This window comes from Pseudomonas sp. PP3 (assembly GCF_905336995.1).
Taxonomy (GTDB): Bacteria; Pseudomonadota; Gammaproteobacteria; order Pseudomonadales; family Pseudomonadaceae; genus Aquipseudomonas; species Aquipseudomonas reinekei.
Window position 1 is genome coordinate 1,617,041 of the sequence record NZ_HG995459.1, and the last position, 26,620, is coordinate 1,643,660.

Consider the following 26,620-nt stretch of genomic DNA (forward strand, 5'->3'; position numbering starts at 1 on the left):
ATTTCGTCATGGCTTTAACCGTAAACACCAACATTGCCTCTATCAGCACCCAGGGTAACCTGAACAAAGCCGGCGGCGCCCTGCAAACTTCCATGCAGCGCCTGTCCTCCGGCCTGCGTATCAACAGCGCCAAAGACGACGCGGCCGGCCTGCAAATCGCTAACCGCCTGACCAGCCAGATCAACGGCTTGGGTCAAGCTGTAAAGAACGCCAACGATGGCATCTCCATCGCGCAAACCGCTGAAGGCGCAATGCAGGCTTCGACCGACATTCTGCAAAAAATGCGTACCCTGGCTCTGTCCTCGGCCACCGGCTCCCTGAGCGCTGACGACCGTAAGTCGAACAACGACGAATACCAGGCTCTGACTTCCGAGCTGACCCGTATCTCGCAAACCACCACATTCGGTGGCCAGAAACTGCTCGACGGTTCGTACGGCACCAAGGCCATTCAGGTCGGCGCCAACGCTAACGAAACCATCAACCTGAGCCTGGACAACGTTGCGGCCAACAACATCGGCTCGCAGCAAATGAAAAGCGCTTCGTTGGTCCCGGTTGCGGCTGGTTTTGCAGGGGGTGTGGTCAACATCACCGGTAATGGTCAGACTGCAGCCGTTACGCTGACTACGGGTCTTCTGGGTGAGTCGGCTAAAACCATTGCTCAGAAATTCAACGGCGCCGTGGGCGGCCTTAGCGCCACTGCAAGCACCGAAGCTCAATTCACGGTAGGTGCAGCGGCTGCGACCACTCCTGCTTCCTTCACCATGACTATCGGTGGCTCGGCCGTCGCATTCGTTGGCGTGAAAGATACAGCCAGCTTTGCTGACCAGTTGAAGTCGAACTCCGCGAAGCTGGGCATCAGTGTTAACTACGATTCGGTCAAAGACACTCTGTCGATCAAATCCGATTCGGGTGAGAACATCGCATTCAGCGCTTCGACCGATGCAGGTTCGATCACCGTCGCCACTAAAAACGGCTCCGGCACTTACGGCGGCAGCCTGGCCGTGGCTGATGGCATTATCGCTACCGGCGCTGTCAACCTGGACTCGGCCAAAGGCTTCTCGATGACCGGCGCTGGTTCTACTGCTTTGTTCGGCGCGGGTAATACCTCGTCGGTCAAAACCACTATCGCTCAAACCGACGTGACCGATGCCACCAAAGCGCAAAACGCTCTGGCAGTAATCGACAAGGCCATCGGTTCGATCGACAGCGTTCGTTCGGGTCTGGGTGCTACCCAAAACCGTCTGACCACTACCGTTGACAACCTGCAGAACATCCAGAAGAACTCCACCGCTGCTCGCAGCACTGTGCAAGACGTGGACTTCGCTGCTGAAACTGCCGAGCTGACTAAGCAGCAAACGCTGCAATCGGCTTCGACTGCCATCCTGTCGCAAGCCAACCAACTGCCATCCGCTGTACTGAAACTGCTTCAGTAATTTCAGCGTCTGGTAATTGACGGAGGGGCGCGTTTACGTGCCCTTTTGTCTTTTCCGTATTGAGGAGATTGGACATGGATATGAGCGTCAGATTGAACCAGTCCTACCCGGCGGTTGCGCTGCAGAATCCAGTGGCACCGGTTGATGCGGCGATTCAGCCCAAGGTTGAAGCTGTTGTCCCGGCTGCAATTGAGCCTAAGCGTGACGAGCTGGAAAAGGCAGTCACCGATATTCGCGAATTCGTTCAGGCAAGCCAGCGCAAGCTTGATTTTTCCATTGATGATTCCACCGGGCGGGTCGTAGTCAAGGTTATCGCTACTGAAAGCGGTGATGTGATTCGTCAGATCCCTTCGGAAACCGCGCTGAAATTGGCGCAAAGCCTGAGCCAGGCAAGCAGTTTGTTATTTGATGACAAAGTCTGAACTGGCATGAATTTTGTAGCTGTTGCCCTCTGAAGCACATTGCGTCAGTAAAGCAGCGGCCACTGCATATGGAGATTGATGATGGCGGGTTCAACGGTTAGCGGTATTGGTTCAAATATCGATACCCAGGCGATCGTAAAAGCTTTGGTGGACGCCCAGCGCGCGCCCAAGCAGGCACAGATCGATACTCAGAGTGCGAAAGCGACCACCACGCTGTCATCGATCGGCAAGATTCAGGCAGCCCTGGATGCCTTCCGTGGTGCACTGACGACCATGGGCACCGACAACAGCTTCAGTGGCTTGTCGGCCACGTCTTCGGATGAAAAAGTCGCCACAGTCACCATGGGCAAAGGCGCGTCCAGCGGCACCTATTCATTATTGGTCACGCAGTTGGCGTCGGCATCGAAACTGTCGACTCGCACCTTCGTGGATGGTCCTACGTCCGTCGTCAATGCTGGCACAACGGCGACCACACTGACGATCTCGCAGTCGGGGAAAAACTTCGACGTCAGCATTCCGCCCAATGCGACGCTGCAGGAAGTGCGCGAAAGCATCAACGCGCAGTTCTCCACTGCCGGGCTCAGCGCCAACATCCTCACCGACTCCACCGGCTCGCGGCTGGTGCTCACCTCCACCACCATGGGCGTCGGTTCAGACTTGACGATGTCGGGCAACTCGGGCATCAACACCGGTTCAACGGTGATCGAAGTGCCCAAAGATGCCAAGTACAAGATCGATAACGGTGCTGAACTGATCTCCAAAAGCAACACGATTACCGACGCGATCAGCGGGGTGAATCTCAAGTTGCTGGCGGTTTCGCCAACGCCGACCGGGGGTGGTCCACAGACGCCGTCTACGCTGACATTGAGCACCAGTACCCCGGCGTTGAAGTCCGGCGTGAAAGGGTTTGTCGACACCTATAACGCATTGATGAAAGAGATCAACGCGCAGACCAAAGTCACCAAGAATGCCGACGGCACTTCCGTTGCCGCGTCCCTGACCGGGGATTCGATGATGCGCAGCCTAGTCACTTCGATTCGCAACGAGATGAACGCGCTGTCGGGTACCGGTAGCATGAAGTCGCTGGCCGAGTTCGGTATCAGTACCTCATCCGAAACCGGTCTGCTGGTCATCGATGACAAGCGTTTCTCCAAAGCCGTTGAAACCAATGCCGCGGACATCAGCAGTATTTTCAGCGGCAAGGACGGTCTGTTGGCGCGTCTGGGCACTGCCACGGATACCTACGCCAAGGCCAGCACCGGAATGTTGGCGGAGCGCACCAAATCCCTCGCCGATACATTGACGGATTTGAACAAGGAACAATCGGCGCTGAACGAGCGCATCGCCACGTTGCAGCTCAGTCTGAGCGCTAAATACAACGCTATGGACTCGCTGGTCGCCAAATTGCGGGCGCAGAGCGACAGCATCATGACCACGTTGAACGCCTTGAATAACCCGAAACAAAGTTAACAGCGCCCCGGCGCAAAAAAACCCAGGCTTGTCGAAAAAGACAGTGCCTGGGTTTTTCATTGTGTGCCGACTGGTTAAAGTTATGGGCTGTTGCGCCGACATAATGGTCAGAGCAATTCATTTTCAGCTGTCGTCTGCCGAGGTAGAAACATGAACCCCATGAGAGCCCTTCGCCAATATCAGAAGGTCAATTCCCACGCTCAGATCTCCGAAGCCAGTCCTCATCGCCTGGTGCAGATGCTGATGGAGGGGGGGCTGGATCGCATGGCGCAAGCCAAAGGCGCCCTGGAGCGTGGTGACATTGCACTCAAGGGGTTGATGCTCGGTAAGGCTGTGGACATCGTCATCGGTCTGCGAGACGGTTTGAACCCGGAGAAAACCGAGGATCCTGCTGCGATCGAACAGCTCGACAGTTTGTACGCTTACATGACGTCGCGTCTGACCGAAGCCAATCTCAATAACGATGTAGCAATCATCGACGAAGTCTCCGGTCTACTCGAAACCCTGAAAAGCGGCTGGGATGCCATTGCCACCCCACAGGCCTGACGGCCGAGGATGACGTCATGAGTCAAGCACTGCAGCGGATCGAAGAAACCCGTGAAGCCCTGGTGGACGCCCTGGCGGCGCGAAACTGGGATGCCATTGGCGAGCTGGATGCGGCTTGTCGGGAGTGCGTCGATGAGGTGCTCAGCGAGGCGCCGATCGATGAAGACGCGGTACGCTCGAACCTGGAGGGGCTATTGGCGGTGTACAAAGACTTGCTGACGGCGACAATGGGCGAGCGTCAGGCGATAGTCGACGAGATGTCGCAGATCAACCAAGCACAAAAGGCATCAAAGGTTTACCATCTGTTTGGTTAATTGACGCCAGTTAATCCAAACAAAGTGCGCCATAAATTTGACTGTGCACGGTTTTTTGACTTAACTAGTGGCTGTTCCAGATTTCAGTCGTCTTCAGGCAATAACAGGCCTGCAAGCGTTTAGCTTGCCCCAACATTTTGGGCATCGAGTTGACTAGGGAAGTTGCTATTGCATGTGGCGTGAAACCAAAATTCTGCTGATTGATGACGATAGCGTCCGCCGCCGCGACCTGGCGGTGATTTTAAATTTTCTCGGTGAAGAAAATTTACCCTGCGGTAGCCATGACTGGCAGCAGGCTGTCGGCTCTTTGTCGTCTAGTCGAGAAGTAATCTGTGTCCTCATCGGGACGGTCAATGCTCCTGGTGCGCTTCTGGGCTTGCTAAAGACACTGTCGACATGGGATGAGTTCCTTCCGGTTTTGCTAATGGGCGATAATTCTTCCATTGACTTGCCTGAAGACCAGCGTCGCCGGGTGCTTTCGACCCTCGAAATGCCGCCGAGCTACAGCAAACTGCTCGACTCCCTGCACCGTGCCCAGGTCTATCGCGAGATGTACGACCAGGCCCGCGAGCGCGGTCGTCATCGCGAACCCAATCTTTTCCGCAGCCTTGTCGGCACCAGCCGGGCGATTCAACACGTCCGTCAGATGATGCAGCAAGTCGCCGACACCGATGCCAGCGTGCTGATCCTCGGTGAGTCGGGTACCGGCAAGGAAGTGGTTGCGCGCAACCTGCATTACCATTCCAAGCGCCGTGAAGCGCCGTTCGTACCGGTCAACTGCGGGGCGATCCCGGCCGAGTTGCTGGAAAGCGAATTGTTCGGCCACGAGAAGGGCGCTTTCACCGGCGCGATCACCAGCCGTGCCGGGCGTTTTGAACTGGCCAACGGTGGCACCCTGTTCCTCGATGAAATCGGCGACATGCCGCTGCCGATGCAGGTCAAGCTGCTGCGCGTATTGCAGGAGCGCACCTTCGAGCGCGTGGGTAGCAACAAGACCCAGAGCGTCGACGTGCGCATCATTGCCGCGACCCACAAAAATCTCGAAAGCATGATCGAGATCGGCACCTTCCGCGAAGACTTGTATTACCGTCTGAACGTGTTCCCGATCGAGATGGCGCCGCTGCGCGAGCGCGTCGAAGATATTCCGCTGTTGATGAACGAACTGATCTCGCGCATGGAGCACGAGAAACGCGGTTCGATTCGCTTCAACTCTGCTGCCATCATGTCCCTGTGTCGCCATGGCTGGCCGGGCAACGTTCGCGAGCTGGCGAATCTGGTGGAACGCATGGCGATCATGCACCCGTACGGTGTGATCGGCGTGGTCGAGCTGCCGAAGAAGTTCCGCTACGTCGACGACGAAGACGAGCAATTGGTAGACACCCTGCGCAGTGATCTCGAAGAACGCGTGGCGATCAATGGGCACACGCCGGACTTCAGTGCTGGTGCCATGTTGCCGCCAGAGGGGCTGGACCTGAAGGACTACCTGGGTGGCCTGGAGCAGGGGTTGATTCAACAAGCGCTCGATGACGCCAACGGCATCGTGGCGCGTGCTGCCGAACGCCTGCGGATCCGACGCACCACGCTGGTGGAGAAGATGCGCAAGTACGGCATGAGCCGTCGTGATGGGGACGAACAGGCGGATGATTGACGCCTGTTTTTCAACTGGTTCATTTGTAAGCGGTTTTTTTTAGGCACGGGTATTGCTACATCCCTCGCAACGTTCCGTTTCACTGACGGTCAGCCAAGCGAGAGAGCACGATGCCCCAAGCCGCCCAGATGTCTCATGTCCCTGACGCCCTGGGGCAATCATCGTCCGTAGAACAGGTAAGCCGGCTTGGCCTCGAGCAGGCTTTCGCGCTGTTCAACCAGATGTCGAGTCAGTTGACTGACTCCTACAGCATGCTTGAGGCGCGGGTTACCGAGCTCAAGGGTGAACTGGCGGTCGTCAGTGCCCAGCGCATGCAGGAACTGGCGGAAAAAGAACGCCTGGCCAACCGTCTGCAAAACCTCCTCGATCTATTGCCCGGTGGCGTCATCGTCATCGACGCTCAAGGCATCGTGCGTGAAGCCAACCCGGCGGCCTGCGAGCTGCTCGGTCTGCCGCTCGAAGGCGAGCTGTGGCGCCATGTCATAGCCCGCTGTTTTGCGCCGCGTGAAGACGACGGTCACGAAGTTTCACTGAAGGACGGCCGGCGCCTGTCGATTGCCACGCGTTCGCTGGACGCCGAGCCCGGGCAGTTGGTGCTGCTCAACGACCTGACTGAAACCCGCCATCTACAGGATCAACTGGCTCGGCATGAGCGCTTGTCGTCCCTGGGGCGCATGGTCGCCTCGCTGGCCCATCAGATTCGTACCCCATTGTCCGCTGCGTTGCTCTACGCCAGTCATTTGACTGAGCAAGCGTTGCCGGTCGAGACCCAGCAACGTTTCGCCGGGCGTCTCAAGGAGCGCTTGCACGAGCTGGAGCATCAGGTGCGCGACATGCTGGTGTTCGCGCGCGGCGAGTTGCCATTGACCGATCGCGTTACCCCCAGGCAATTGATGCAGTCGCTGCAGGCCGCGGCGCTGACCCACGTGCAGGATCTGCCGATCCGCTGGCAGTGCGACAGCCATGTCGGTGACCTGTTGTGCAATCGCGACACTCTGGTCGGCGCCATCCTCAACCTTATCGAGAATTCCATTCAGGCCAGTGCCGGCGGCGTGCGCTTGAAGGTGCATCTGTATGCCCGCGACAACCAGTTGCGCGTGTGTGTCAGCGACAGCGGCAGCGGTATCGACGGCGCTGTGCTGGCGCGTCTGGGGGAGCCGTTTTTCACCACCAAGGCCACCGGAACCGGGCTCGGCCTGACCGTGGTCAAGGCCGTTGCCCGTGCTCACCAGGGAGAATTGCACCTGCGTTCGCGGATCGGTCGCGGCACGTGCGCGCAGGTGATCCTGCCGCTTTTTGTCAGCGAAAGAAGCAACGCTCAGGGAGCGGAGTGAAGGTCATGGGTATCAAGGTTCTACTGGTCGAAGATGACCGCGCGCTACGCGAGGCACTGGCCGATACGCTATTGCTCGCCGGCCACGATTACAAAGCCGTTGGTTGCGCCGAGGACGCCTTGGCGGCGGTCGAAACCGAGGCGTTCAATCTGGTGGTCAGCGACGTCAACATGCCGGGCATGGACGGGCATCAACTGCTCGGGCTGCTGCGGGCGCGCCAGCCGCAACTGCCGGTGTTGCTGATGACCGCGCACGGTGCTGTGGAGCGGGCGGTCGATGCCATGCGTGAAGGCGCGGCTGATTATCTGGTCAAGCCGTTCGAGGCCAGGGCCTTGCTCGATCTGGTGGCGCGGCATGCGCTGGGCAGTCTCGGCGCCAGCGACAGCGAAGGGCCGATTGCTGTCGAGCCGGCCAGTGCACAACTGCTGGAATTGGCCGCGCGAGTGGCGCGCAGTGATTCCACGGTGCTGATCTCCGGTGAGTCCGGCACGGGCAAGGAAGTGTTGGCGCGCTACATTCACCAGCATTCGCAACGCGCCAGCCAGCCGTTCATTGCGATCAACTGCGCGGCGATTCCGGACAACATGCTCGAGGCCACGCTGTTTGGGCACGAGAAGGGCTCGTTCACCGGCGCCATTGCGGCGCAAGCCGGCAAGTTCGAGCAGGCCGATGGCGGGACCATCCTGCTCGACGAAATCTCCGAAATGCCCCTCGGTCTGCAAGCCAAGCTGTTGCGTGTGTTGCAGGAGCGCGAGGTTGAGCGAGTCGGTGCGCGCAAACCAATCACACTGGATATTCGTGTGGTCGCCACCACCAACCGGGATTTGGCCGGGGAAGTCGCGGCGGGGCGTTTCCGTGAAGACCTCTATTATCGACTGTCGGTTTTTCCGCTCGCCTGGCGACCGCTGCGCGAACGCACCGCCGATATTCTGCCGCTGGCCGAGCGGCTGCTGGCCAAACACGTCAATAAAATGAAGCATGCCGCGGCGAGACTGTCGCCCGAGGCCCAGGCGTGTCTGATCGGGTACCCCTGGCCCGGCAATGTGCGCGAACTGGATAACGCGATTCAACGCGCGTTGATCCTGCAACAGGGCGGCGTGATTCAGCCTCAGGATTTCTGCCTGACCGGGCCGGTGGCCTGCGCGCCGCTGCCGACCCTGGCGCCAGCATCGACAACGATGCGGGCGCTGAAAGTTGACGCGGAATCCGCCGGGGCGTTGGGCGATGACCTGCGACGTCGCGAATTCCAGATGATCATCGACACCCTGCGCACCGAGCGCGGCCGCCGCAAGGAAGCCGCCGAGCGCCTGGGCATCAGCCCGCGCACCTTGCGCTACAAGCTGGCGCAAATGCGCGATGCCGGAATGGACGTCGAAGCGTATTTGTTCGCCACCTGACACGCTCCCACAGCGTGGTGCGCGGCTCAGAATCCGCGAATGCCTTTTGTAGGACGCAGCCACGGAGCTGGCACCCTTGTTGCTAACACCTCATTACCCGCCGAGTGAGTGTCAAAAAATTGCGGGTCGCCAAAGAGAGAAATCATGAGCCAAGGTATTGAATTCAATCGGTTGATGCTGGATATGCGTGCCATGCAAATGGACGCCATGTCTGCGCCGAAATCGACTGCCGCCGTCCCGGAACTGAATGGCAGCAGCTTTTCCGACATGCTCGGTCAGGCCGTCAATAAAGTGAACGACACCCAGCAGGCTTCCAGTCAGTTGGCCAGTGCCTTCGAGATTGGCAAGAGCGGCGTTGACCTGACGGACGTGATGATTTCTTCGCAGAAGGCCAGCGTGTCTTTCCAGGCGTTGACCCAAGTGCGTAACAAGCTGGTTCAGGCTTACCAAGACATCATGCAGATGCCGGTTTAAGGACGAGATTGAGTCATGGCAGAAGCAGTCGCCGATAACGTTCCGGCCAAGGCCACTCCAATAGACGGCAAACCGCCGCTGTTTGGCTTGTCCTTCCTGGAAAACCTCTCCGAGATGACCATGTTGCGTCAGGTGGGCCTGTTGGTCGGCCTGGCTGCGAGCGTGGCGATTGGCTTTGCCGTGGTGTTGTGGTCCCAGCAGCCGGACTACCGTCCGCTGTATGGCAGCCTTGCCGGGATGGACGCCAAACAGGTCATGGACACCCTGGCCGCCGCTGATATTCCTTACACCGTTGAACCGAATTCCGGTGCCTTGCTGGTCAAGGCTGAAGACCTGTCCCGCGCGCGTCTCAAGCTCGCGGGCGCTGGTGTCACTCCCAGCGACGGCAACATCGGTTTTGAGATTCTCGATAAAGAGCAAGGCCTGGGCACCAGCCAATTCATGGAGGCCACCCGTTATCGTCGCGGCCTCGAAGGTGAACTGGCCCGGACCATTTCCAGCCTGAACAACGTCAAGGGCGCCCGCGTGCACCTGGCGATTCCGAAGAGTTCGGTGTTTGTGCGCGACGAGCGCAAGCCAAGTGCTTCGGTACTGGTTGAGCTGTATTCCGGTCGCTCGCTGGAGCCGGGCCAGGTCGTGGCCATCGTCAATCTGGTGGCAACCAGTGTTCCTGAGCTGAGCAAGTCGCAGATCACCGTCGTCGACCAAAAGGGCAACCTGCTCTCCGATCAGGCGGAAAACTCCGAACTGACCATGGCCGGCAAGCAATTCGATTACAGTCGCCGCATGGAAAGCATGCTCACCCAGCGTGTGCACAACATCCTGCAACCGGTGCTGGGCAACGATCGCTATAAAGCCGAAGTCTCGGCCGATGTTGACTTCAGTGCTGTCGAATCGACGTCCGAACAGTTCAATCCGGATCAACCGGCGCTGCGCAGCGAGCAGTCGGTCAACGAACAACGTACCGCCAGCAATGGCCCGCAAGGTGTACCGGGTGCCCTGAGCAACCAGCCACCCGCGCCGGCCTCCGCGCCGCAAACCACCGCTGGCGCCGCGCCTGCTGCCGGCATGGTGCAGCCAGGTCAGCCGCTGATCGATGCCAATGGCCAGCAAATCATGGACCCGGCCACCGGTCAGCCCATGCTCGCACCGTACCCGGCGGACAAGCGTCAACAATCCACCAAGAACTTCGAACTCGACCGTTCCATCAGCCATACCAAGCAGCAACAGGGCCGTCTGAATCGCCTGTCGGTTTCGGTGGTGGTGGATGACCAGGTCAAGATCAACCCGGCCAACGGTGAAACCACCCGCGCGCCGTGGACTGCCGACGAATTGGCGCGCTTCACGCGTCTGGTTCAGGACGCGGTTGGTTTCGATGCCAGCCGTGGTGACAGCGTCAGCGTGATTAACATGCCGTTCTCGGCTGATCGCGGCGAAGTGATCGCCGACATTCCGTTCTACTCCCAGCCTTGGTTCTGGGACATCGTCAAGCAAGTGCTGGGTGTCCTGTTCATTCTGGTGCTGGTGTTCGGTGTGTTGCGTCCGGTGCTCAACAACATCACCGGTGGTGGCAAGGACAAGCAACTGGCCGGCATCGGCAGTGATGTCGAGTTGGGTGGCATGGGCGGCCTGGACGGCGAACTGGCCAACGATCGCGTCAGCCTCGGCGGCCCGCAAAGCATTCTGTTGCCGAGCCCGAGTGAAGGCTATGACGCACAGTTGAATGCAATCAAGAGTCTGGTGGCAGAAGACCCGGGTCGTGTGGCCCAGGTCGTGAAAGAGTGGATTAACGCAGATGAGTGATAACCGAGCCGTTGCCGCCAAGTTGTCCAAGGTCGACAAAGCCGCGATCCTGCTGCTGTCCCTTGGTTCTACCGATGCCGCCCAGGTGCTGCGCCACATGGGACCTAAAGAGGTCCAGCGTGTGGGTGTGGCCATGGCGCAGATGGGGAACGTGCACCGCGAGCAGGTCGAACAGGTGATGAGTGAGTTCGTCGACATCGTCGGCGACCAGACCAGCCTGGGCGTCGGCTCCGACGACTACGTGCGTAAAATGCTCACCCAGGCACTGGGCGAAGACAAGGCCAACGGCCTGATCGACCGCATCCTGCTGGGCGGCAACACCAGCGGCCTCGACAGTTTGAAATGGATGGAACCGCGCGCCGTCGCCGACGTGATCCGCTATGAGCACCCGCAGATCCAGGCAATCGTCGTGGCCTACCTCGACCCGGATCAGGCCGGTGAAGTGCTCGGCAACTTCGACCACAAGGTGCGCCTGGACATCATTCTGCGGGTGTCCTCGCTGAACACCGTTCAGCCAGCGGCCCTGAAAGAACTCAACCAGATTCTCGAGAAGCAGTTCTCCGGCAACTCGAACGCATCGCGCACCACCCTGGGTGGCATCAAGCGTGCGGCGGACATCATGAACTTCCTCGACAGTTCGATCGAAGGCCAGCTCATGGACTCGATCCGCGAAGTCGACGAAGACCTGTCCGGTCAGATCGAAGACCTCATGTTCGTGTTCAACAACCTGGCCGATGTCGACGACCGCGGTATCCAGGCATTGCTGCGCGAAGTGTCTTCCGACGTGCTGGTACTGGCCCTCAAGGGTTCCGACGAAGGCGTCAAGGAGAAGATCTTCAAGAACATGTCCAAGCGTGCGGCCGAGCTGTTGCGCGACGACCTCGAAGCCAAAGGCCCGGTGCGCGTCAGCGACGTGGAAACCGCACAGAAAGAAATCCTCACCATCGCCCGCCGTATGGCCGAAGCCGGAGAAATCGTTCTCGGTGGCAAGGGTGGCGAGGAAATGATCTAACACCATGGCCAAGCATGATGATTCACCCACTGACCTGATCCGGGCCAGGGATGTCAGTGGTTTCGATACCTGGGCGCTGCCCAGCTTCGACCCGCCCGCACCCGAGCCTGAACCGGAGCCGGAACCCGAACCGCCGGAAATGGAGGAAGTGCCGCTGGAGGAAGTCCAGCCACTGACCCTCGAAGAACTCGAAAGCATTCGTCAGGAAGCCTATAACGAAGGCTTCGCGGTGGGTGAAAAAGAAGGTTTCCACAGCACCACCCTCAAGGTCCGCCAGGAAGCCGAAGTGGCGCTGTCGGCGAAGATTGCCGGGCTGGAACAGCTGATGGCGCACCTGTTCGAGCCGATCGCCGAACAGGACACTCTGATTGAAAAGTCCCTGGTCGACCTCGTGCAGCACATCACCAAACAGGTGATTCAGCGCGAACTGGCCATCGACTCGACGCAGATCGAACACGTCATGCGCGAAGCGCTCAAGCTGTTGCCGCTGGGCGTGGGCAATGTGCGCCTGTACATCAATCCGCAGGATTTCGAACAGGTCAAAGCCTTGCGCGAACGCCACGAAGAGTCCTGGCGCATCGTCGAGGATGAGGCGCTGTTGCCGGGCGGCTGCCGGGTCGAGACCGAACACAGCCGCATCGACGCCTCGGTGGAAACCCGGGTCAAGCAGATCATGGACAAGCTGTTCGATCAGCTCCACGAACAGGCCTTGCACCCCGCTGCGCCGGACGTGAGTCTGGAACTGCCGGTTGAAAAAAAGCCGGCTGCCATCGCCGATCCGGACATTCCCGATGCGCCTTGAACGCACCAGTTTCGCCAAGCGCCTGGGCAGCTACGCCGAGGCTACGGAACTGGCGGGCGCACCGATTCTTGAAGGCCGCCTGCTGCGCATGGTCGGCCTGACCCTCGAAGCCGAAGGCTTGCGCGCGGCCATGGGCAGCCGTTGCATGGTCATCAATGACGACAGCTATCACCCGGTGCAGGTGGAAGCCGAAGTCATGGGCTTTTCCGGCAGCAAAGTCTTTCTGATGCCGGTCGGCAGTGTCGCCGGGATCGCCCCCGGCGCCCGCGTCGTTCCCCTTTCCGATACCGGCCGCTTGCCGATGGGCATGAGCATGCTCGGGCGCGTGCTCGATGGCGCCGGTCGTGCGCTGGACGGCAAGGGCGGGATGAAGGCCGAAGACTGGGTGCCGATGGACGGCCCGACCATCAACCCGCTCAAGCGCGAACCGATCAGCGAGCCGCTCGACGTAGGCATTCGTTGCATCAACGGCATGTTGACGGTCGGTCGCGGTCAGCGTCTTGGTCTGTTCGCCGGTACCGGTGTCGGTAAATCCGTGCTGTTGGGCATGATGACCCGCTTCACCGAGGCCGACATCATCGTCGTCGGGCTCATCGGGGAGCGGGGCCGTGAAGTTAAAGAGTTCATCGAGCACATCCTCGGTGAAGAAGGACTCAAGCGTTCTGTGGTCGTGGCGTCCCCGGCGGACGATGCGCCATTGATGCGGCTGCGCGCCGCGATGTACTGCACGCGCATCGCCGAATATTTTCGCGACAAGGGCAAGAACGTCCTGTTGCTGATGGATTCGCTCACCCGTTTCGCCCAGGCCCAGCGGGAAATCGCCCTGGCCATTGGCGAGCCGCCGGCGACCAAGGGGTATCCGCCGTCGGTGTTCGCCAAGCTGCCGAAACTGGTGGAACGCGCCGGTAATGCCGAGAAGGGTGGCGGTTCGATCACGGCGTTCTATACCGTGCTGTCCGAAGGCGATGACCAGCAGGACCCGATTGCCGACTCGGCGCGGGGCGTGCTCGACGGCCACATCGTGCTGTCGCGGCGACTGGCCGAAGAAGGTCATTACCCGGCCATCGATATCGAGGCGTCCATCAGCCGGGTCATGCCGGCGGTGGTGTCGCCGGAGCACATGACCCGTGCGCAGTATTTCAAGCAATTGTGGTCGCGTTATCAGCAGAGTCGCGATCTGATCAGTGTCGGCGCTTATGTCGCCGGTGGTGATCGCGAGACCGACCTCGCCATCTCCTTGCAACCGCAATTGGTCAAATATCTGCGTCAGGGCCTCAACGACAGCATCAGCCTGGGCGAAAGCGAAGCCTACCTCGCCTCGATCTTCGCGCCCGCGGCGGGCGGTTAACCGGTCATGGCCCAGACTCGGGCAGGGCGCCTGGCCCCCGTGGTGGAAATGGCCGAGAAGGCCGAGAAAACCGCGGTCCTGCGTCTGGGGCACTTTCAAGGGCAGGTGCGTCTGGCTGAAAGCAAGCTCGCCGACCTGGAGGCCTTTCGTCTCGACTATCAAGAACAGTGGATCGTGCGCGGCAGCAGCGGCGTGTCGGGCCAATGGCTGCTCGGGTACCAGGGGTTTCTCGCGCAATTGGGCACGGCCATCGATCAGCAGCGGCAAAGTCTGGCCTGGCACCAGAACAATCTGAACAAGGCGCGGGACACCTGGCAACAGGCGTTTGCCCGGGTCGAAGGCTTGCGCAAACTGGTGCAGCGATACGCCGATGAAGCGCGGGCCGTCGAAGACAAGCGCGAACAGAAGCTGCTGGATGAGTTGTCACAGCGTTTGCCGCGGCAGGATGCGTATTGAAAAGATCGCAACCCCGCATAAATCCGATACTGCAGGCTGCGGTCTTTTGATCCCGTCCTCCTGCCTTGCCCGAACCTCTAGCCAATGCTAAACCTTGTACAAGCAGGTTCACCAATGACAAGGAAGCCATGACATGTCAGTCGTTACAGAAATATCCCCCGATGGTCAGAAGCTGACGATATCGGTCAAAGGACGATTCGATTTCGCCAAGCATCAGGAATTTCGCGAGTCCTACGAAGATAAACAGCTATCGGCGGTCGTGGTCGACCTCAGAGAGGCAACTTACCTCGACAGCTCTGCGTTGGGCATGTTGCTGCTGTTGCGTGATCACGCCGGTGGTGAAAACTCCGATATTCGCGTGGTCAACAGCAGTTCGGATGTGAGGAAGATTCTCGCCATCTCCAACTTTGACAAACTGTTCGACATCAGTTGAACGACGTGCACGCTGCACTTGAATCGCTGACGATCCTCATCGCTGAGGACAGCGCGGCGGATCGCATGCTGCTGTCGAGTATCGTCCGCCGTCAGGGCCACGAAGTACTGACGGCCGCCAACGGTGCCGAAGCGGTCGAGGCGTTTCGTCAGCAGCGTCCGCAATTGGTATTGATGGACGCCATGATGCCAGTGATGGACGGCTTCGAGGCTGCGCAGCAGATCAAGGCACTGGCCGGGGAAACCCTGGTGCCGATCATCTTTCTGACCTCGCTGTCCGAGAGCGAGGCGCTGGCTCGCTGCCTGGAGGCCGGTGGCGACGACTTTTTGGCAAAGCCTTACAACCAGGTGATCCTCGCCGCCAAAATCAAGGCGATGGATCGCTTGCGGCGGTTACAGGCGACCGTGTTGCAACAACGCGACCAGATCGCCCGGCACCACGATTATTTGCTCAATGAGCAACGGGTGGCGAAGGCCGTATTCGACAAGGTGGCCCATTCCGGTTGCCTGAACGCTGCCAATATCCGCTATCTGCAATCGCCTTACGCCCTGTTCAACGGTGACTTGTTGCTGGCCGCTTATACGCCCGCGGGCGACATGCACGTGCTGCTCGGCGATTTCACCGGCCATGGTTTGCCCGCGGCGGTGGGCGCCATGCCGCTGGCCGAGGTCTTCTACGGGATGACGGCCAAGGGTTACGGCTTGGCCGAAACCCTGCGCGAGATGAACGCCAAGCTCAAACGCATCCTGCCGGTGGACATGTTCTGCTGTGCAACGATGCTGTGCCTGAGCTTCCAGCGCCGATCAGTGGAGGTCTGGAACGGCGGGATGCCCGACGGTTACCTGCACAGCATCGTCAGTGGCGAGCGTACGTCGATGACGGCGCGGCATTTGCCGCTGGGTGTGCTGAGCGCGCAAACATTCGACGACCGCACTGAAGTGTTCCCGATGGCGCTGGGTGATCGGGTTTTCCTGTTGTCCGACGGGGTCATCGATACCTGCGATGCCGGTGAGCAGTTGTTCGGTGTGGAGCGTCTGCAACGGGTTTTTGCCGCCAATCGTGAACCGGATGCGTTGTTCGAGGAAATCGGCCAGGCCTTGCGGGACTTTGGCGGTGAGACGCGTGACGATGTCAGCATGGTTGAAATCAGCCTGCTTGAGTCGTCGCAGCTGATTGCGCCGGTGCCGGTGTATTCCGATAGCGGTCAATCGTGCCCGCTGGACTGGTCGGTGAGTTTCGAGTTTCGCGCGCAGACGCTGAAACGCTTCAATCCGCTGCCGTACCTGTTGCAATTGCTGCTTGAGGTGCATGGGCTGCGGGCGCAGAGCGGGGCGCTCTACAGTGTGTTGGCCGAACTGTATTCCAATGCCCTGGAGCATGGCGTCCTCGGCCTGGACTCCAGCCTCAAGCGCGATGTCTCCGGCTTCACCCGTTACTATCAACAGCGCAACACCCGCCTGGACGAGCTGCAGGACGGCTTCGTACGGGTCCATCTGCAGGTCATGCCGCAAGGCGAGGGAGGTTGCCTGGTGATTCGCGTCGAAGACAGCGGCAAGGGATTTGACGTCGGGCGCGTGCTGGCGCGACCGGTTGATCCTGTCCGTCTGTCGGGACGTGGTGTGAGTTTGATCCGTCAATTGGGTCGCAACGCCAGTTGGTCCGACGATGGTCGCAGTGCCCACGTGGAGTTTTTCTGGGAGGCTCTGGCATAATCCACGCATTCTTGATCAAGGAGTGAGCAAGTGGCTGACAAACATCTGGACCCGGACGTGCTGAGCGCGTTGCGGGAAGTCATGGAAGATGGGTTTTCGACATTGATTGATACCTTCCTCGCGGATTGCGAAACGCGCCTGCAAGTGTTGCGTCAGGCGAGTACGGCTGCGCAATTGAGCGAGACCGCCCACAGTTTTAAAGGCAGCAGTAGCAACATGGGCGCCGTCAGGCTTGCCGAGCTGTGTGGTCAGCTTGAGCAGGATGCCAAAAAATCTCCGACCGCCAATTTCGGCCAGTCGATCGCCGACATCGATAGCGAGTTCGCCATCGTGCGGCCTCTCTATGAAATTGAACGACAGCGATCCCCAGCAGCCAGCTGACGCGTTCCTCGCCTTTCGTCGTCCTCTGGCAAAACTGGCGCGACCCTTGCAGTTAACTTTTCCAACTGTACCTACGATCCCAGTGCAGCGGAGACCGTTAAATGCCCGTTACCCCCAATAATCTTCTTCAGGCCGTCGCGCCGGCCAAGGCACCGGTTGCCTCCGCCAATTCCACGGCGTTGACCGCTGAGCCCGGGGACAAGGCTTCCAGCTTCGCTCAGGTGTACGCCAGGCAAGCCCAGAACAAGCCTGCCGCAGCGGCTGACGGCCCCGTCAAAACGGTACGTGACAAGGCTGCGGACAGCGCCGGCAAGAAGGACGTCGTCGACGACAAATCTGCCGCCGCGCAACCCGAGGTTGCCGATAGCGGCAAAACCTTGCCCGCCGACAAACCGGCGCAGGCCGACGACCAGGCAGCCAGCGACAATGCGACCGATACCGCGCAAACGCCGGTGGTCGATGCCGCGCCTGTTGATCCGGCGCTTGATCCTGCGTTGCTGCTGGCGGCTCAACCCGTCGCAGCTACGCCTGCACCGGTTACGGCACCGGTCGTGGATGCCGCTCAGTTGCCGGATGAGGCACCGCTTGCCGCGCCGGTTGCCGCCGCGCCGGTGGCTGCCCCCACAGACAACGAATTCGATCCAGAGGCCGATCCGCTCGATGCATTGCCGGCCCTGCGCATGGCCATGGAGCAAAGCGGCCACGTTTCTGCCTCCAGCCAGGCACAGCCTAAAGCGGCATCGACCAGCGCCCAGGCCCAGGCCGATGGTGAGCAAACCGCCGCGCAGAACTTTGCCGCCGGCATGGCCAGCATGCTCGAGGTGCAGGGCGACAAGGACAGCACCAGCCAGGGCGGCGAAAAGGCCTTCAGCGGTTTGATCGATGACGGTCTCAAGGACCTGAAGTCCGCCAGCAGCGATACCCGGGTCGACGATTTCGCCAACCGTCTGGCGGCATTGACCCAGGCCGCCACGCCGAAGACTGCCAATGCCTTGCCGGTCAATCAGCCGATTGCCATGCATCAGAACGGCTGGACCGAAGAGGTGGTGAACCGCGTCATGTACCTGTCCAGCGCCAATCTCAAGGCGGCCGACATCCAGTTGCAACCGGCTGAGCTGGGGCGTCTCGACATTCGCGTCAACATGGTTCCGGATCAGCAGACCCAGGTGACCTTCGTCAGCGCACACCCAAGTGTTCGTGAAGCGCTGGACGGGCAGATGCATCGCCTGCGTGACATGTTTGCCCAGCAGGGCATGGGCCAGGTTGACGTCAACGTATCCGACCAGAACCGTGGTTCGCCGGAGCAAGGGCAGAACCAGCAGGCGCAGAGCGGTCGTACAAATGCCAGTGGTGGTCGTCTTGACTCGATGGATGACGACATCGCTGCAAGTGTCGTTGAAGTTGCAGCTCCGATGACCAGCGTGATTGGCTCCAGCGCAGTCGATTATTACGCCTGATTAAGCCTCAAAACCGATCCTGTGGGAGCGGGCTTGCCCGCGATTGCGGTGTAACAGTCGATGAAGATGTTGACTGTCCTGTCTCATCGCGGGCAAGCCCACACAGTGATTTGTGATGATGTGCAAATGGCGTCTTGCTCCACCCATCTCCCTCGCAACACTTCTGGCATAACACTTGCTCTGGCCTTGCCGTGCGACTGTGAAAACCCGAATAGCGACGGATTATTGGCATGGCGAAGAGCGACGCAGCAGTAAAAGACCCCGCAACCAAAGGCAAACTCAAGCTGATTATCTTGATCGTGGTGGCCCTGCTGCTGGCGATCGGTTTGTCCGTGGGGGCGACCTGGTACTTCATGCACAGCGCCCAGAGCAAGCCTGTCGCCGCGGTCGAAACCGCCCCGCAGGGCAAGCAGCCGGCGATTTTCGAACCGATGGCGCCGGCGTTTGTCGCCAACTACAACCAGAACGGCCGTCAGCGCTACATGCAGGTGAGCATCACCATGCTCGGCCGCAACCAGGCCGATCTGGAAGCACTCAAGGTGCACATGCCGGTCATTCGCAACAACCTGGTCATGCTGTTCTCCGGGCAGGATTTCGCCACGCTTGCGTCGCCGGTTGGCCAGGAAATGCTGCGCCAGAAAGCCACGGCCAGCGTTCAGGAAGTGGCGCAGAAAGAACTCGGCAAAGTGGTTATCGAACAATTGCTTTTCACTAATTTCGTACTGCAGTAGGAACACGACATGGCCGTGCAGGACCTGCTGTCCCAGGATGAAATCGACGCGCTGTTGCACGGCGTGGACGATGGTCTGGTACAGACCGATAACGTTGCCGAGCCCGGCACCGTCAAAAGCTACGACCTGACCAGTCAGGATCGCATCGTCCGTGGTCGCATGCCGACCCTGGAAATGATCAACGAACGTTTCGCCCGCTATACGCGCATCAGCATGTTCAACATGCTGCGTCGCTCGGCGGACGTGGCGGTCGGTGGCGTGCAGGTGATGAAGTTCGGCGAGTACGTGCACTCGCTGTACGTGCCGACCAGCCTCAACCTGGTCAAGATCAAACCGCTGCGCGGCACCGCGCTGTTCATTCTCGACGCCAAACTGGTGTTCAAGCTGGTGGACAACTTCTTCGGTGGCGACGGCCGTCACGCCAAGATCGAAGGGCGTGAATTCACTCCGACCGAACTGCGTGTGGTGCGCATGGTGCTGGAGCAGGCCTTCGTCGACTTGAAGGAAGCCTGGCAGGCGATCATGGAAGTGAACTTCGAGTACATCAACTCGGAAGTGAACCCGGCCATGGCCAACATCGTCGGGCCGAGCGAAGCCATTGTGGTGTCGACCTTCCACATCGAACTCGATGGCGGTGGCGGCGACCTGCACGTGACCATGCCTTACTCGATGATCGAGCCGGTGCGCGAAATGCTCGACGCCGGCTTCCAGTCGGACCTCGACGACCAGGACGAGCGCTGGGTCAATGCCCTGCGCCAGGACGTGCTGGATGTCGACGTGCCGATCGGTGCCACGGTCGCTCGCCGCCAGTTGAAACTGCGCGACATCCTGCACATGCAGCCGGGTGACATCATCCCGGTGGAAATGCCGGAAGACATGATCATGCGCGCCAACGGCGTGCCGGCCTTCAAGGTCAAGATGGGCTCGCACAAAGGCAACCTTGCGTTGCAAGTGATCGAGCCGATCGAGCGTCGTTGATCGACGCCCCACACATTCGCTTTTAACTGACGGCTTCCCCTCCAAAGGTGGCCCGCCGAGGACAAATGATGGCAGACGATATGAATACCCAGGACGACCAGGCACTGGCTGACGAGTGGGCTGCGGCCCTGGAAGAAACCGGTGATGCCGGGCAGGCTGATATCGACGCGTTGCTGGCGGCCGATGCTGCCGGCTCCTCGAACAATCGCCTGCCCATGGAAGAGTTCGGCAGCGTGCCAAAGAACAACGATCCGGTGAGCCTGGAAGGGCCGAACCTGGACGTGATCCTCGATATCCCGGTATCGATTTCCATGGAAGTGGGCAGCACCGACATCAACATCCGCAACCTGCTGCAACTCAACCAGGGTTCGGTGATCGAGCTCGATCGTCTAGCCGGTGAGCCGCTGGACGTGCTGGTCAACGGCACGCTCATCGCCCATGGCGAAGTGGTTGTGGTCAACGAGAAGTTCGGCATCCGCCTGACCGACGTGATCAGCCCAAGCGAACGCATCAAGAAGCTGCGCTGAGTGAAAAGGTTTCTCGGGGTTCTTCTGGCGTTGCCATTGAGCGTGCTGGCGGCGGAGCCCGTCGCGACCGCCACCACGGCTGCTGCGCCTGTGGCGAGCAGCGGTGTGGCCGGGCAATTGACGCAACTGGTCTTCGGCCTGCTGCTGGTGCTGGGGTTGATCTTCTTCCTCGCCTGGCTGTTGCGCCGGGTTCAACAGGCAGGCCCGGCCGGCAAGGGCCAGGTGATCGAGCTGATCGGTTCCCGCGCCCTCGGCCCGCGTGATCGGCTGATGCTGGTACAGGTCGGCAACGAGCAGATCCTGCTCGGCCTGAGCCCCGGCACCATCACCGCATTGCATGTGCTCAAGGAGCCGGTGCAAGTGCCGGGCACGACCGAAAAGACGACGCCGGAGTTTGCCCAGCGCCTGCTGGAGATCCTGGGCAAAGATCAAAAGGATAAGAAGTAATGGGTGCGCTCCGCATCGTCTTGACGTTGGCGCTGATGCTGGTCGCGCCGCTGGCGGTTGCCGCCGATCCGCTGTCGATCCCGGCCATCACCCTGGGCACTAATGCCCAGGGCGCGCAGGAATACTCGGTCAGCCTGCAAATCCTGCTGATCATGACTGCGCTGAGTTTCATTCCGGCGTTCGTCATGCTGATGACCAGTTTCACCCGGATCATCATCGTCTTCTCGATCCTGCGCCAGGCCCTGGGCTTGCAGCAGACACCGTCGAACCAGATCCTCACGGGCATGGCGCTGTTCCTGACGTTGTTCATCATGGCACCGGTGTTCGACCGGGTGAACCAGGACGCCTTGCAGCCGTACCTCGCGGAAAAAATGACCGCTCAGGATGCCGTGGCCAAGGCGCAGGTGCCGATCAAGGACTTCATGCTGGCCCAGACCCGCACCAGTGATCTCGAGCTGTTCATGCGCCTGTCCAAGCGCACGGACATCGCATCGCCGGATCAGGCGCCACTGACCATTCTGGTGCCGGCGTTCGTGACCTCCGAGCTGAAAACCGCGTTCCAGATCGGCTTCATGATTTTCATCCCGTTCCTGATCATCGACCTCGTCGTGGCCAGTGTACTGATGGCCATGGGTATGATGATGCTGTCACCGCTGATCATTTCCCTGCCGTTCAAAATCATGCTGTTCGTGCTGGTCGATGGCTGGGCGCTGATCATCGGCACCCTGGCCAGTAGCTTCGGCGGTGTTTCGCCATGACGCCTGAAGTTGCGGTCGACATCTTCCGCGAGGCGCTGTGGCTGACCACGTTGATGGTGGCGGTGCTGGTGATTCCAAGCCTGCTGGTGGGCCTGATCGTGGCGATGTTCCAGGCTGCGACCCAGATCAACGAGCAGACCCTGAGCTTCCTGCCGCGCCTGCTGGTGATGCTGGTGACGCTGATCGTCGCCGGGCCATGGCTGGTGCAGACGTTCATGGAGTACATCCTGCAGTTGTACGGCAGTATTCCGCAGGTCATCGGCTAAGCCATGTCGTCGTTATTGCAGCTGACGGACACCCAGATCAGCACCTGGGTGGCGACGTTCATGTTGCCGCTGTTTCGCGTCGGCGCCTTGCTGATGGTCATGCCGGTGTTCGGCACATCGCTGGTGCCCAAGCGCATCCGCCTGTATTTCGCCCTCGCCATCACCGTGGTCATCGCGCCCAACCTGCCGCCCATGCCACCGGTGAATGCGCTGGATTTGAGCGGACTGCTGCTGATTGCCGAGCAAATCCTCGTCGGCGCGATCCTCGGTTTCTCCTTGCAGCTGTTCTTCCAGGCGTTCGTGGTGGCGGGGCAGATCGTCGCCATCCAGATGGGCATGGGCTTCGCCTCGATGGTCGACCCCACCAACGGCGTGTCGGTGGCGGTGATCGGGCAGTTCTTCACCATGCTGGTGACGCTGATGTTCCTGGCAATGAATGGGCATCTGGTGGTGTTCGAAGTGCTGACCGAGAGCTTCACCACGCTGCCGGTCGGCAGTGGCCTGATGGTCAATCATTACTGGGAGCTGGCCGGCAAGCTTGGCTGGGTCCTCGGCGCGGCCTTGCTGCTGGTGCTGCCGGCAATCACGGCGTTGCTGGTGGTCAACATCGCGTTCGGCGTGATGACCCGGGCGGCGCCGCAACTGAACATTTTCTCCATCGGCTTCCCGCTGACCCTGGTGCTCGGGCTGTTCATTGTCTGGGTCGGGCTGGCGGACATTCTCAATCAGTATCAACCGCTGGCCACCGAGGCCTTGCAGTTTTTACGCGAACTGGCACAGGCGCGCTGAGTCATGGCTGAGAGCGAAAGCGGTCAGGACAAAACAGAAGACCCCACGGAGAAAAAGAAAAAGGACGCCCGGGAGAAGGGGGAGATCGCCCGTTCCAAGGAGCTCAATACCCTGGCGATCATGCTGGCCGGTGCCGGTGCTTTGCTGGTGTTCGGCGGGGCGCTGGCCCAGGAAATGATGGACCTGATGCGCCTGAACTTTTCCCTGTCGCGAGAGGTGGTGCTAGACCAGCGTTCGATGGGCACCTATCTGCTGCACTCGGGACAGATCGCCCTGCTGGCCATTCAGCCGGTGATGATCACCTTGTTGCTGGCGGCGCTGATCGGCCCGATTTCCCTGGGCGGCTGGCTGTTTTCCGCCGGTACCATGGCCCCCAAGTTCAGCCGCATGAACCCCGGTGCCGGGCTCAAGCGCATGTTCTCGGCCAAGGCGATTGCCGAACTGCTCAAGGCGCTGGCGAAGTTTTTCGTTGTTCTGTTCGTGGCCCTGCTGGTGTTGTCGGCGGACATCGACGACTTATTGCGCATCGCCCATGAGCCGCTGGATCGGGCAATCATCCACAGCCTGCAAGTGGTCGGTTGGAGCTCCCTGTGGATGGCCTGCGGGTTGATCATCATCGCGGCGGTCGACGTGCCGATCCAGCTGTGGGAAAGCATCAAGAAGCTGAAAATGACCAAGCAGGAAGTGCGCGACGAGCACAAGGATCAGGAAGGTCGGCCTGAGGTTAAACAACGCATTCGCCAGCTCCAGCGTGAAATGTCCCAGCGGCGGATGATGGCGGCGATCCCCGACGCCGACGTGGTCATCACCAACCCGACCCACTACGCCGTAGCCCTCAAGTACGACCCGGACAAAAGCGGTGCGCCGATGCTGATCGCCAAGGGCAGCGACTTCCTGGCGCTGAAGATTCGAGAGATTGCGGCGGCCAACGAGATCCTGTTGCTGGAATCGCCGGCCTTGGCGCGGTCGATTTACTACTCGACGGAACTTGAGCAGGAAATTCCGGGCGGTTTGTATCTGGCGGTGGCGCAGGTGCTGGCGTACGTCTACCAGATTCGCCAATACCGCGCGGGCAAAGGCAAGCGGCCGGAGCCGCTTAAGGATGATTTGCCGATTCCGCCGGATTTGCGGCGGGATACTTAATCATCGAAGTTCGGATCCAGGGCATCCTCTAGTTCTCTATTCATTCTTTCGAACGTCCTCAGCAGCTCCTTCGCTTTCGTATTTACTTCGGAGGATTGCTGACGAATCTGACGCAATTGTTGAATGCCAGTTGTTGGTCGCGCATTTTTCCATTGGTTGACTACGCCAGAGGCGTTCACTTCTGGCTGTAGGGTTCTCTGGGGGGCTGATCGATTGATGGTGCTCCCAGTCGGAGATGAGTTGACGACGTCAATGGAATTTAGGGTTGGTAGAGGTGCGGAGAATGCGTCTGATGCGGACTGAGGCGGGGGGGTGGGAGTATCAACGAAATAAGCTGGATGTCGTGCAGATTGGGATGCCCCGACTGGTCGAGCAATAACTGTTTTTGAAGGCGCACCGCTTACAGTTCCTTGAACTCCAGGAGTAGCGCGGGAATAGAGAGCTGGTGGAGAAAGGGGGGGCGCTCGAGTTGGTAAGATGTTCGTGGGAGGCGCTCCGTTCGGGGTGGCATCGAACAGTTTCACTAGTTTCCCTACACCTCCTACATGTCCAGTTGGATCTGCCTGATTCACTGGATCGCCCAAGCAATACACATACGAGTTCAATCCACCTTTACCAAATGGACTCCAACTGTCCGGACTATTAAACCGCATCAATACCGGATTAAACGCCCGATACCCATTCCCCAACAAATAATGCCCGGTCACAGAGTCTGGCCGTTCCCCGTTGAAGCCCAGCAGGCTGAGCAAGCCACTGAGCGCTGAGCGATGGCCGTAAGGCGAATAGGCGATAGGTTGTGGTTGCTGGTCATTCTTGAGCGTTTGCAATACTGTTCGTTGCTGGTCCGTGGCGAGCAGTGTGGTGTCGACTGCATCGCCTTCCCGTTGTTGTTGGGCCAAGAGCAGATCTTCGTGCTGGATGATCGATACCTTTGTCTCACTCTGAATTTCAGTCGCCAGGCGTTTTTGGCAGTAAAAGCGCTGGCGCACTCCTCCCTCGGGCAGTGTATGGCTTGTCAGCTGATCCAGTGGGTCGTAGCCCAAGGTTGTTTTTTTGGATGCCATTTGCTCACTCCGGATTCGCGAAGAATGAGAGCTTGAGTGTCTGCGCAAATAGCGGGGATGGGTACTATCAGAACTGATAGGAAGGAGTGGTTAACTGCAGTTCCGGATAGGCGAACGGCGTGGGGGCGAGTCTGCTCGCGATAGTGGTGGGTCAGCCAATATGGTCGTTTAATGTACTGCCGCCATCGCGAGCAAGCTCGCTCCTACAAGGGAGTTGGCACAAAAATAAATATTGTTTTCAGTAGTACCGCGCGGGCAAAGGAAAGCGGCCGGAGCCGCTTAAAGATGATTTGCCGGTTCCGCCGGATTTGCGGTGGGATTCCTGATCTCTATTCTTCGAAGTGATCACCTCTAATTTTTTTTATTTTTGCAATGATGCTTTCGTGATCTGGGTGACGCGCGCTTTGCATCTTTCGAAGGTATTTTAGAGCTAATAATTGCCTGTGCGATCTTTCTATTGGATCAAGGTTGGACAGGTTGGAGCCGCCAGCAGTAAAGTCAAGGCGATTCCAATTGAGTCGGAATTGATCTTTTGTGGTCGTTTTTCGGTCTTCGATGGACTCAAGCATTGATTTGTAGCGATTAGAGTTAGTGTTTCGAATTGAGGGGGAGGGCTCTAGCAAGTGTTCGGGGTCCAAGAAGCTGTAGTCCGGGTTTCTACGGTGGGAGTCGTAAAGTTTTTCTGTTATGTGTCTTTGACCGGTAATTTCGTCTAGCTGCTGTAATTGATCAATCGCGCTATATGCCTGGTCGATCGATACGCCTTTTTTTATCTGGAATCCCTGGCGAAATTTTCCGGCATAACGAGTTCCGCCGTCATAAGCCATGCCGCTTCTCCTTGAGGTTTTCTTTATGGCGCGTCTGGCTAATATTTTAAGTCTAGATATAGGGAATATTATCGATCGTGCGGCTTGACCACTTCGATCTGACTTGTTTGTCGGATCCCCTAAGCAATATGCATATGAATTAATGCCCCCTTTTCCGTACGGACTCCAACTATCCGGAGTATTAAATCGCATCAACACCGGATTAAACGCGCGATACCCATTCCCCAATAAATAACACCCGGTCACCGGGTCTGGCCGTTCGCCGTTGAAGCCCAACAGGCTGAGCTGGACGCTGAATACCGGGCGATGACCGTAGGGTGAGTAGGCGATGGGGCGCGGCAGAACGCCCTTCTTGAGGGTGTGCAGAACGGAGCGTTGCAGGTCGGTCACCAGCAACGTGGTATCGAGTACATCGCCCTCTCGTTGCTGCTCAGCCATTAACAAGTCGTCGTGCTGAATGATCGAATGCGTCGTCGCACCGTGAATTTCGGTCGCCAGGCGGCTTTTGCAGTAGAAACGCTGATGTGCCGGTGTATCAGGCTGTGTCTGGTGGACCAGTCGATCCAGTGGGTCGTAGCGATATTGGCAAAGCAGGTTTGTGGGTGGGGAGGTCATTGGCTCACTCCGCAGGCGAAAGGATTGAGAGCT

At 59.2% G+C, this 26,620-nt stretch carries 28 protein-coding genes; 26 read left to right on the plus strand and 2 right to left on the minus strand.

Annotation, left to right across the window (positions count from 1 at the left end; translation table 11 throughout):
* Nucleotides 1–8: 8 nt before the first annotated feature.
* From KHO07_RS07480 to flhB, 26 genes are all read left to right on the plus strand, one after another.
* A complete protein-coding gene (locus KHO07_RS07480) occupies nt 9–1,433 on the plus strand; it encodes a flagellin (protein ID WP_150704805.1) in 1,425 nt (474 codons plus the stop codon).
* A 74-nt stretch (nt 1,434–1,507) separates the two neighbouring features.
* Nucleotides 1,508–1,855: a flagellar protein FlaG gene (locus KHO07_RS07485; protein ID WP_212626824.1), complete on the plus strand. Its 348-nt coding sequence runs from the start codon at nt 1,508–1,510 to the stop codon at nt 1,853–1,855.
* A gap of 81 nt (nt 1,856–1,936) precedes the next feature.
* Nucleotides 1,937–3,325 carry a flagellar filament capping protein FliD gene (fliD, locus tag KHO07_RS07490; RefSeq protein ID WP_075948902.1) on the plus strand — a complete coding sequence of 463 codons (1,389 nt, stop codon included), beginning with the start codon at nt 1,937–1,939 and terminating at the stop codon, nt 3,323–3,325.
* A gap of 150 nt (nt 3,326–3,475) precedes the next feature.
* Nucleotides 3,476–3,871, plus strand: coding sequence for a flagellar export chaperone FliS (gene fliS, locus KHO07_RS07495; RefSeq protein WP_075948901.1), 396 nt, complete (start codon nt 3,476–3,478; stop codon nt 3,869–3,871).
* A 17-nt stretch (nt 3,872–3,888) separates the two neighbouring features.
* Nucleotides 3,889–4,185, plus strand: coding sequence for a flagellar protein FliT (gene fliT / locus KHO07_RS07500; protein WP_150734908.1), 297 nt, complete (start codon nt 3,889–3,891; stop codon nt 4,183–4,185).
* A gap of 172 nt (nt 4,186–4,357) precedes the next feature.
* Nucleotides 4,358–5,833 carry a sigma-54 dependent transcriptional regulator gene (locus KHO07_RS07505; protein ID WP_150704809.1) on the plus strand — a complete coding sequence of 492 codons (1,476 nt, stop codon included), beginning with the start codon at nt 4,358–4,360 and terminating at the stop codon, nt 5,831–5,833.
* 128 nt (nt 5,834–5,961) lie between these two features.
* Nucleotides 5,962–7,167 carry an ATP-binding protein gene (locus tag KHO07_RS07510; protein WP_212627592.1) on the plus strand — a complete coding sequence of 402 codons (1,206 nt, stop codon included), beginning with the start codon at nt 5,962–5,964 and terminating at the stop codon, nt 7,165–7,167.
* Nucleotides 7,168–7,172: 5 nt separating this feature from the next.
* Nucleotides 7,173–8,564, plus strand: a complete 1,392-nt coding sequence (locus KHO07_RS07515; protein ID WP_212626825.1) for a sigma-54 dependent transcriptional regulator — start codon at nt 7,173–7,175, stop codon at nt 8,562–8,564.
* Between the two features lie 144 nt (nt 8,565–8,708).
* A complete protein-coding gene (gene fliE / locus KHO07_RS07520; RefSeq protein ID WP_056853024.1) occupies nt 8,709–9,038 on the plus strand; it encodes a flagellar hook-basal body complex protein FliE in 330 nt (109 codons plus the stop codon).
* 15 nt (nt 9,039–9,053) lie between these two features.
* Nucleotides 9,054–10,841, plus strand: a complete 1,788-nt coding sequence (gene fliF / locus KHO07_RS07525; protein ID WP_212626826.1) for a flagellar basal-body MS-ring/collar protein FliF — start codon at nt 9,054–9,056, stop codon at nt 10,839–10,841.
* Nucleotides 10,834–11,853 carry a flagellar motor switch protein FliG gene (gene fliG, locus KHO07_RS07530; RefSeq protein WP_007983391.1) on the plus strand — a complete coding sequence of 340 codons (1,020 nt, stop codon included), beginning with the start codon at nt 10,834–10,836 and terminating at the stop codon, nt 11,851–11,853. The genes fliF and fliG overlap by 8 nt, the downstream gene beginning before the upstream one ends.
* A 4-nt stretch (nt 11,854–11,857) precedes the next feature.
* Nucleotides 11,858–12,655 (plus strand): flagellar assembly protein FliH, encoded by a 798-nt coding sequence (gene fliH, locus KHO07_RS07535; protein WP_212626827.1) that lies wholly within the window; start codon nt 11,858–11,860, stop codon nt 12,653–12,655.
* On the plus strand, nt 12,645–14,003 hold the full coding sequence (gene fliI, locus KHO07_RS07540; RefSeq protein ID WP_075948893.1) for a flagellar protein export ATPase FliI: 1,359 nt from the start codon (nt 12,645–12,647) through the stop codon (nt 14,001–14,003). The genes fliH and fliI overlap by 11 nt, the downstream gene beginning before the upstream one ends.
* A gap of 6 nt (nt 14,004–14,009) precedes the next feature.
* Nucleotides 14,010–14,459, plus strand: a complete 450-nt coding sequence (gene fliJ / locus KHO07_RS07545; protein WP_212626828.1) for a flagellar export protein FliJ — start codon at nt 14,010–14,012, stop codon at nt 14,457–14,459.
* Between the two features lie 133 nt (nt 14,460–14,592).
* Nucleotides 14,593–14,892: an STAS domain-containing protein gene (locus KHO07_RS07550; protein WP_150734902.1), complete on the plus strand. Its 300-nt coding sequence runs from the start codon at nt 14,593–14,595 to the stop codon at nt 14,890–14,892.
* Nucleotides 14,893–14,957: 65 nt separating this feature from the next.
* Entirely contained in the window at nt 14,958–16,604 is a 1,647-nt protein-coding gene (locus KHO07_RS07555) for a fused response regulator/phosphatase (protein WP_280519547.1), read from the plus strand.
* Between the two features lie 30 nt (nt 16,605–16,634).
* The gene (locus tag KHO07_RS07560; RefSeq protein WP_212626830.1) at nt 16,635–16,985 is read left to right on the plus strand and encodes an Hpt domain-containing protein; all 351 of its coding nucleotides are present in this window, start codon (nt 16,635–16,637) and stop codon (nt 16,983–16,985) included.
* 101 nt (nt 16,986–17,086) lie between these two features.
* Complete coding sequence (locus KHO07_RS07565; protein ID WP_212626831.1) at nt 17,087–18,442, plus strand: flagellar hook-length control protein FliK; 1,356 nt, start codon at nt 17,087–17,089, stop codon at nt 18,440–18,442.
* Between the two features lie 230 nt (nt 18,443–18,672).
* Nucleotides 18,673–19,173 carry a flagellar basal body-associated protein FliL gene (fliL, locus tag KHO07_RS07570; RefSeq protein WP_150734898.1) on the plus strand — a complete coding sequence of 167 codons (501 nt, stop codon included), beginning with the start codon at nt 18,673–18,675 and terminating at the stop codon, nt 19,171–19,173.
* 9 nt (nt 19,174–19,182) lie between these two features.
* Complete coding sequence (fliM, locus tag KHO07_RS07575; RefSeq protein ID WP_075948887.1) at nt 19,183–20,151, plus strand: flagellar motor switch protein FliM; 969 nt, start codon at nt 19,183–19,185, stop codon at nt 20,149–20,151.
* A 68-nt stretch (nt 20,152–20,219) separates the two neighbouring features.
* On the plus strand, nt 20,220–20,678 hold the full coding sequence (gene fliN, locus KHO07_RS07580; RefSeq protein ID WP_150734897.1) for a flagellar motor switch protein FliN: 459 nt from the start codon (nt 20,220–20,222) through the stop codon (nt 20,676–20,678).
* Nucleotides 20,679–21,125, plus strand: a complete 447-nt coding sequence (gene fliO / locus KHO07_RS07585; protein WP_150734896.1) for a flagellar biosynthetic protein FliO — start codon at nt 20,679–20,681, stop codon at nt 21,123–21,125.
* Nucleotides 21,125–21,883 (plus strand): flagellar type III secretion system pore protein FliP, encoded by a 759-nt coding sequence (gene fliP, locus KHO07_RS07590; protein WP_150734895.1) that lies wholly within the window; start codon nt 21,125–21,127, stop codon nt 21,881–21,883. Before fliO ends, fliP begins: the two co-directional genes overlap by 1 nt.
* Nucleotides 21,880–22,149 carry a flagellar biosynthesis protein FliQ gene (gene fliQ, locus KHO07_RS07595; protein WP_008058625.1) on the plus strand — a complete coding sequence of 90 codons (270 nt, stop codon included), beginning with the start codon at nt 21,880–21,882 and terminating at the stop codon, nt 22,147–22,149. Before fliP ends, fliQ begins: the two co-directional genes overlap by 4 nt.
* A 3-nt stretch (nt 22,150–22,152) precedes the next feature.
* Nucleotides 22,153–22,938, plus strand: coding sequence for a flagellar biosynthetic protein FliR (gene fliR / locus KHO07_RS07600; protein WP_150734894.1), 786 nt, complete (start codon nt 22,153–22,155; stop codon nt 22,936–22,938).
* 3 nt (nt 22,939–22,941) lie between these two features.
* A complete protein-coding gene (gene flhB / locus KHO07_RS07605) occupies nt 22,942–24,081 on the plus strand; it encodes a flagellar biosynthesis protein FlhB (RefSeq protein ID WP_212626832.1) in 1,140 nt (379 codons plus the stop codon).
* On the opposite strand, the gene KHO07_RS07610 is transcribed toward flhB, so the two are convergent.
* Nucleotides 24,078–25,145, minus strand: coding sequence for an RHS repeat-associated core domain-containing protein (locus tag KHO07_RS07610; protein WP_212626833.1), 1,068 nt, complete (start codon nt 25,143–25,145; stop codon nt 24,078–24,080). The two genes, flhB and KHO07_RS07610, sit on opposite strands and share 4 nt — an antisense overlap.
* 329 nt (nt 25,146–25,474) lie before the next feature.
* Nucleotides 25,475–26,587 carry an RHS repeat-associated core domain-containing protein gene (locus KHO07_RS07615; protein ID WP_212626834.1) on the minus strand — a complete coding sequence of 371 codons (1,113 nt, stop codon included), beginning with the start codon at nt 26,585–26,587 and terminating at the stop codon, nt 25,475–25,477.
* Nucleotides 26,588–26,620: the final 33 nt, after the last annotated feature.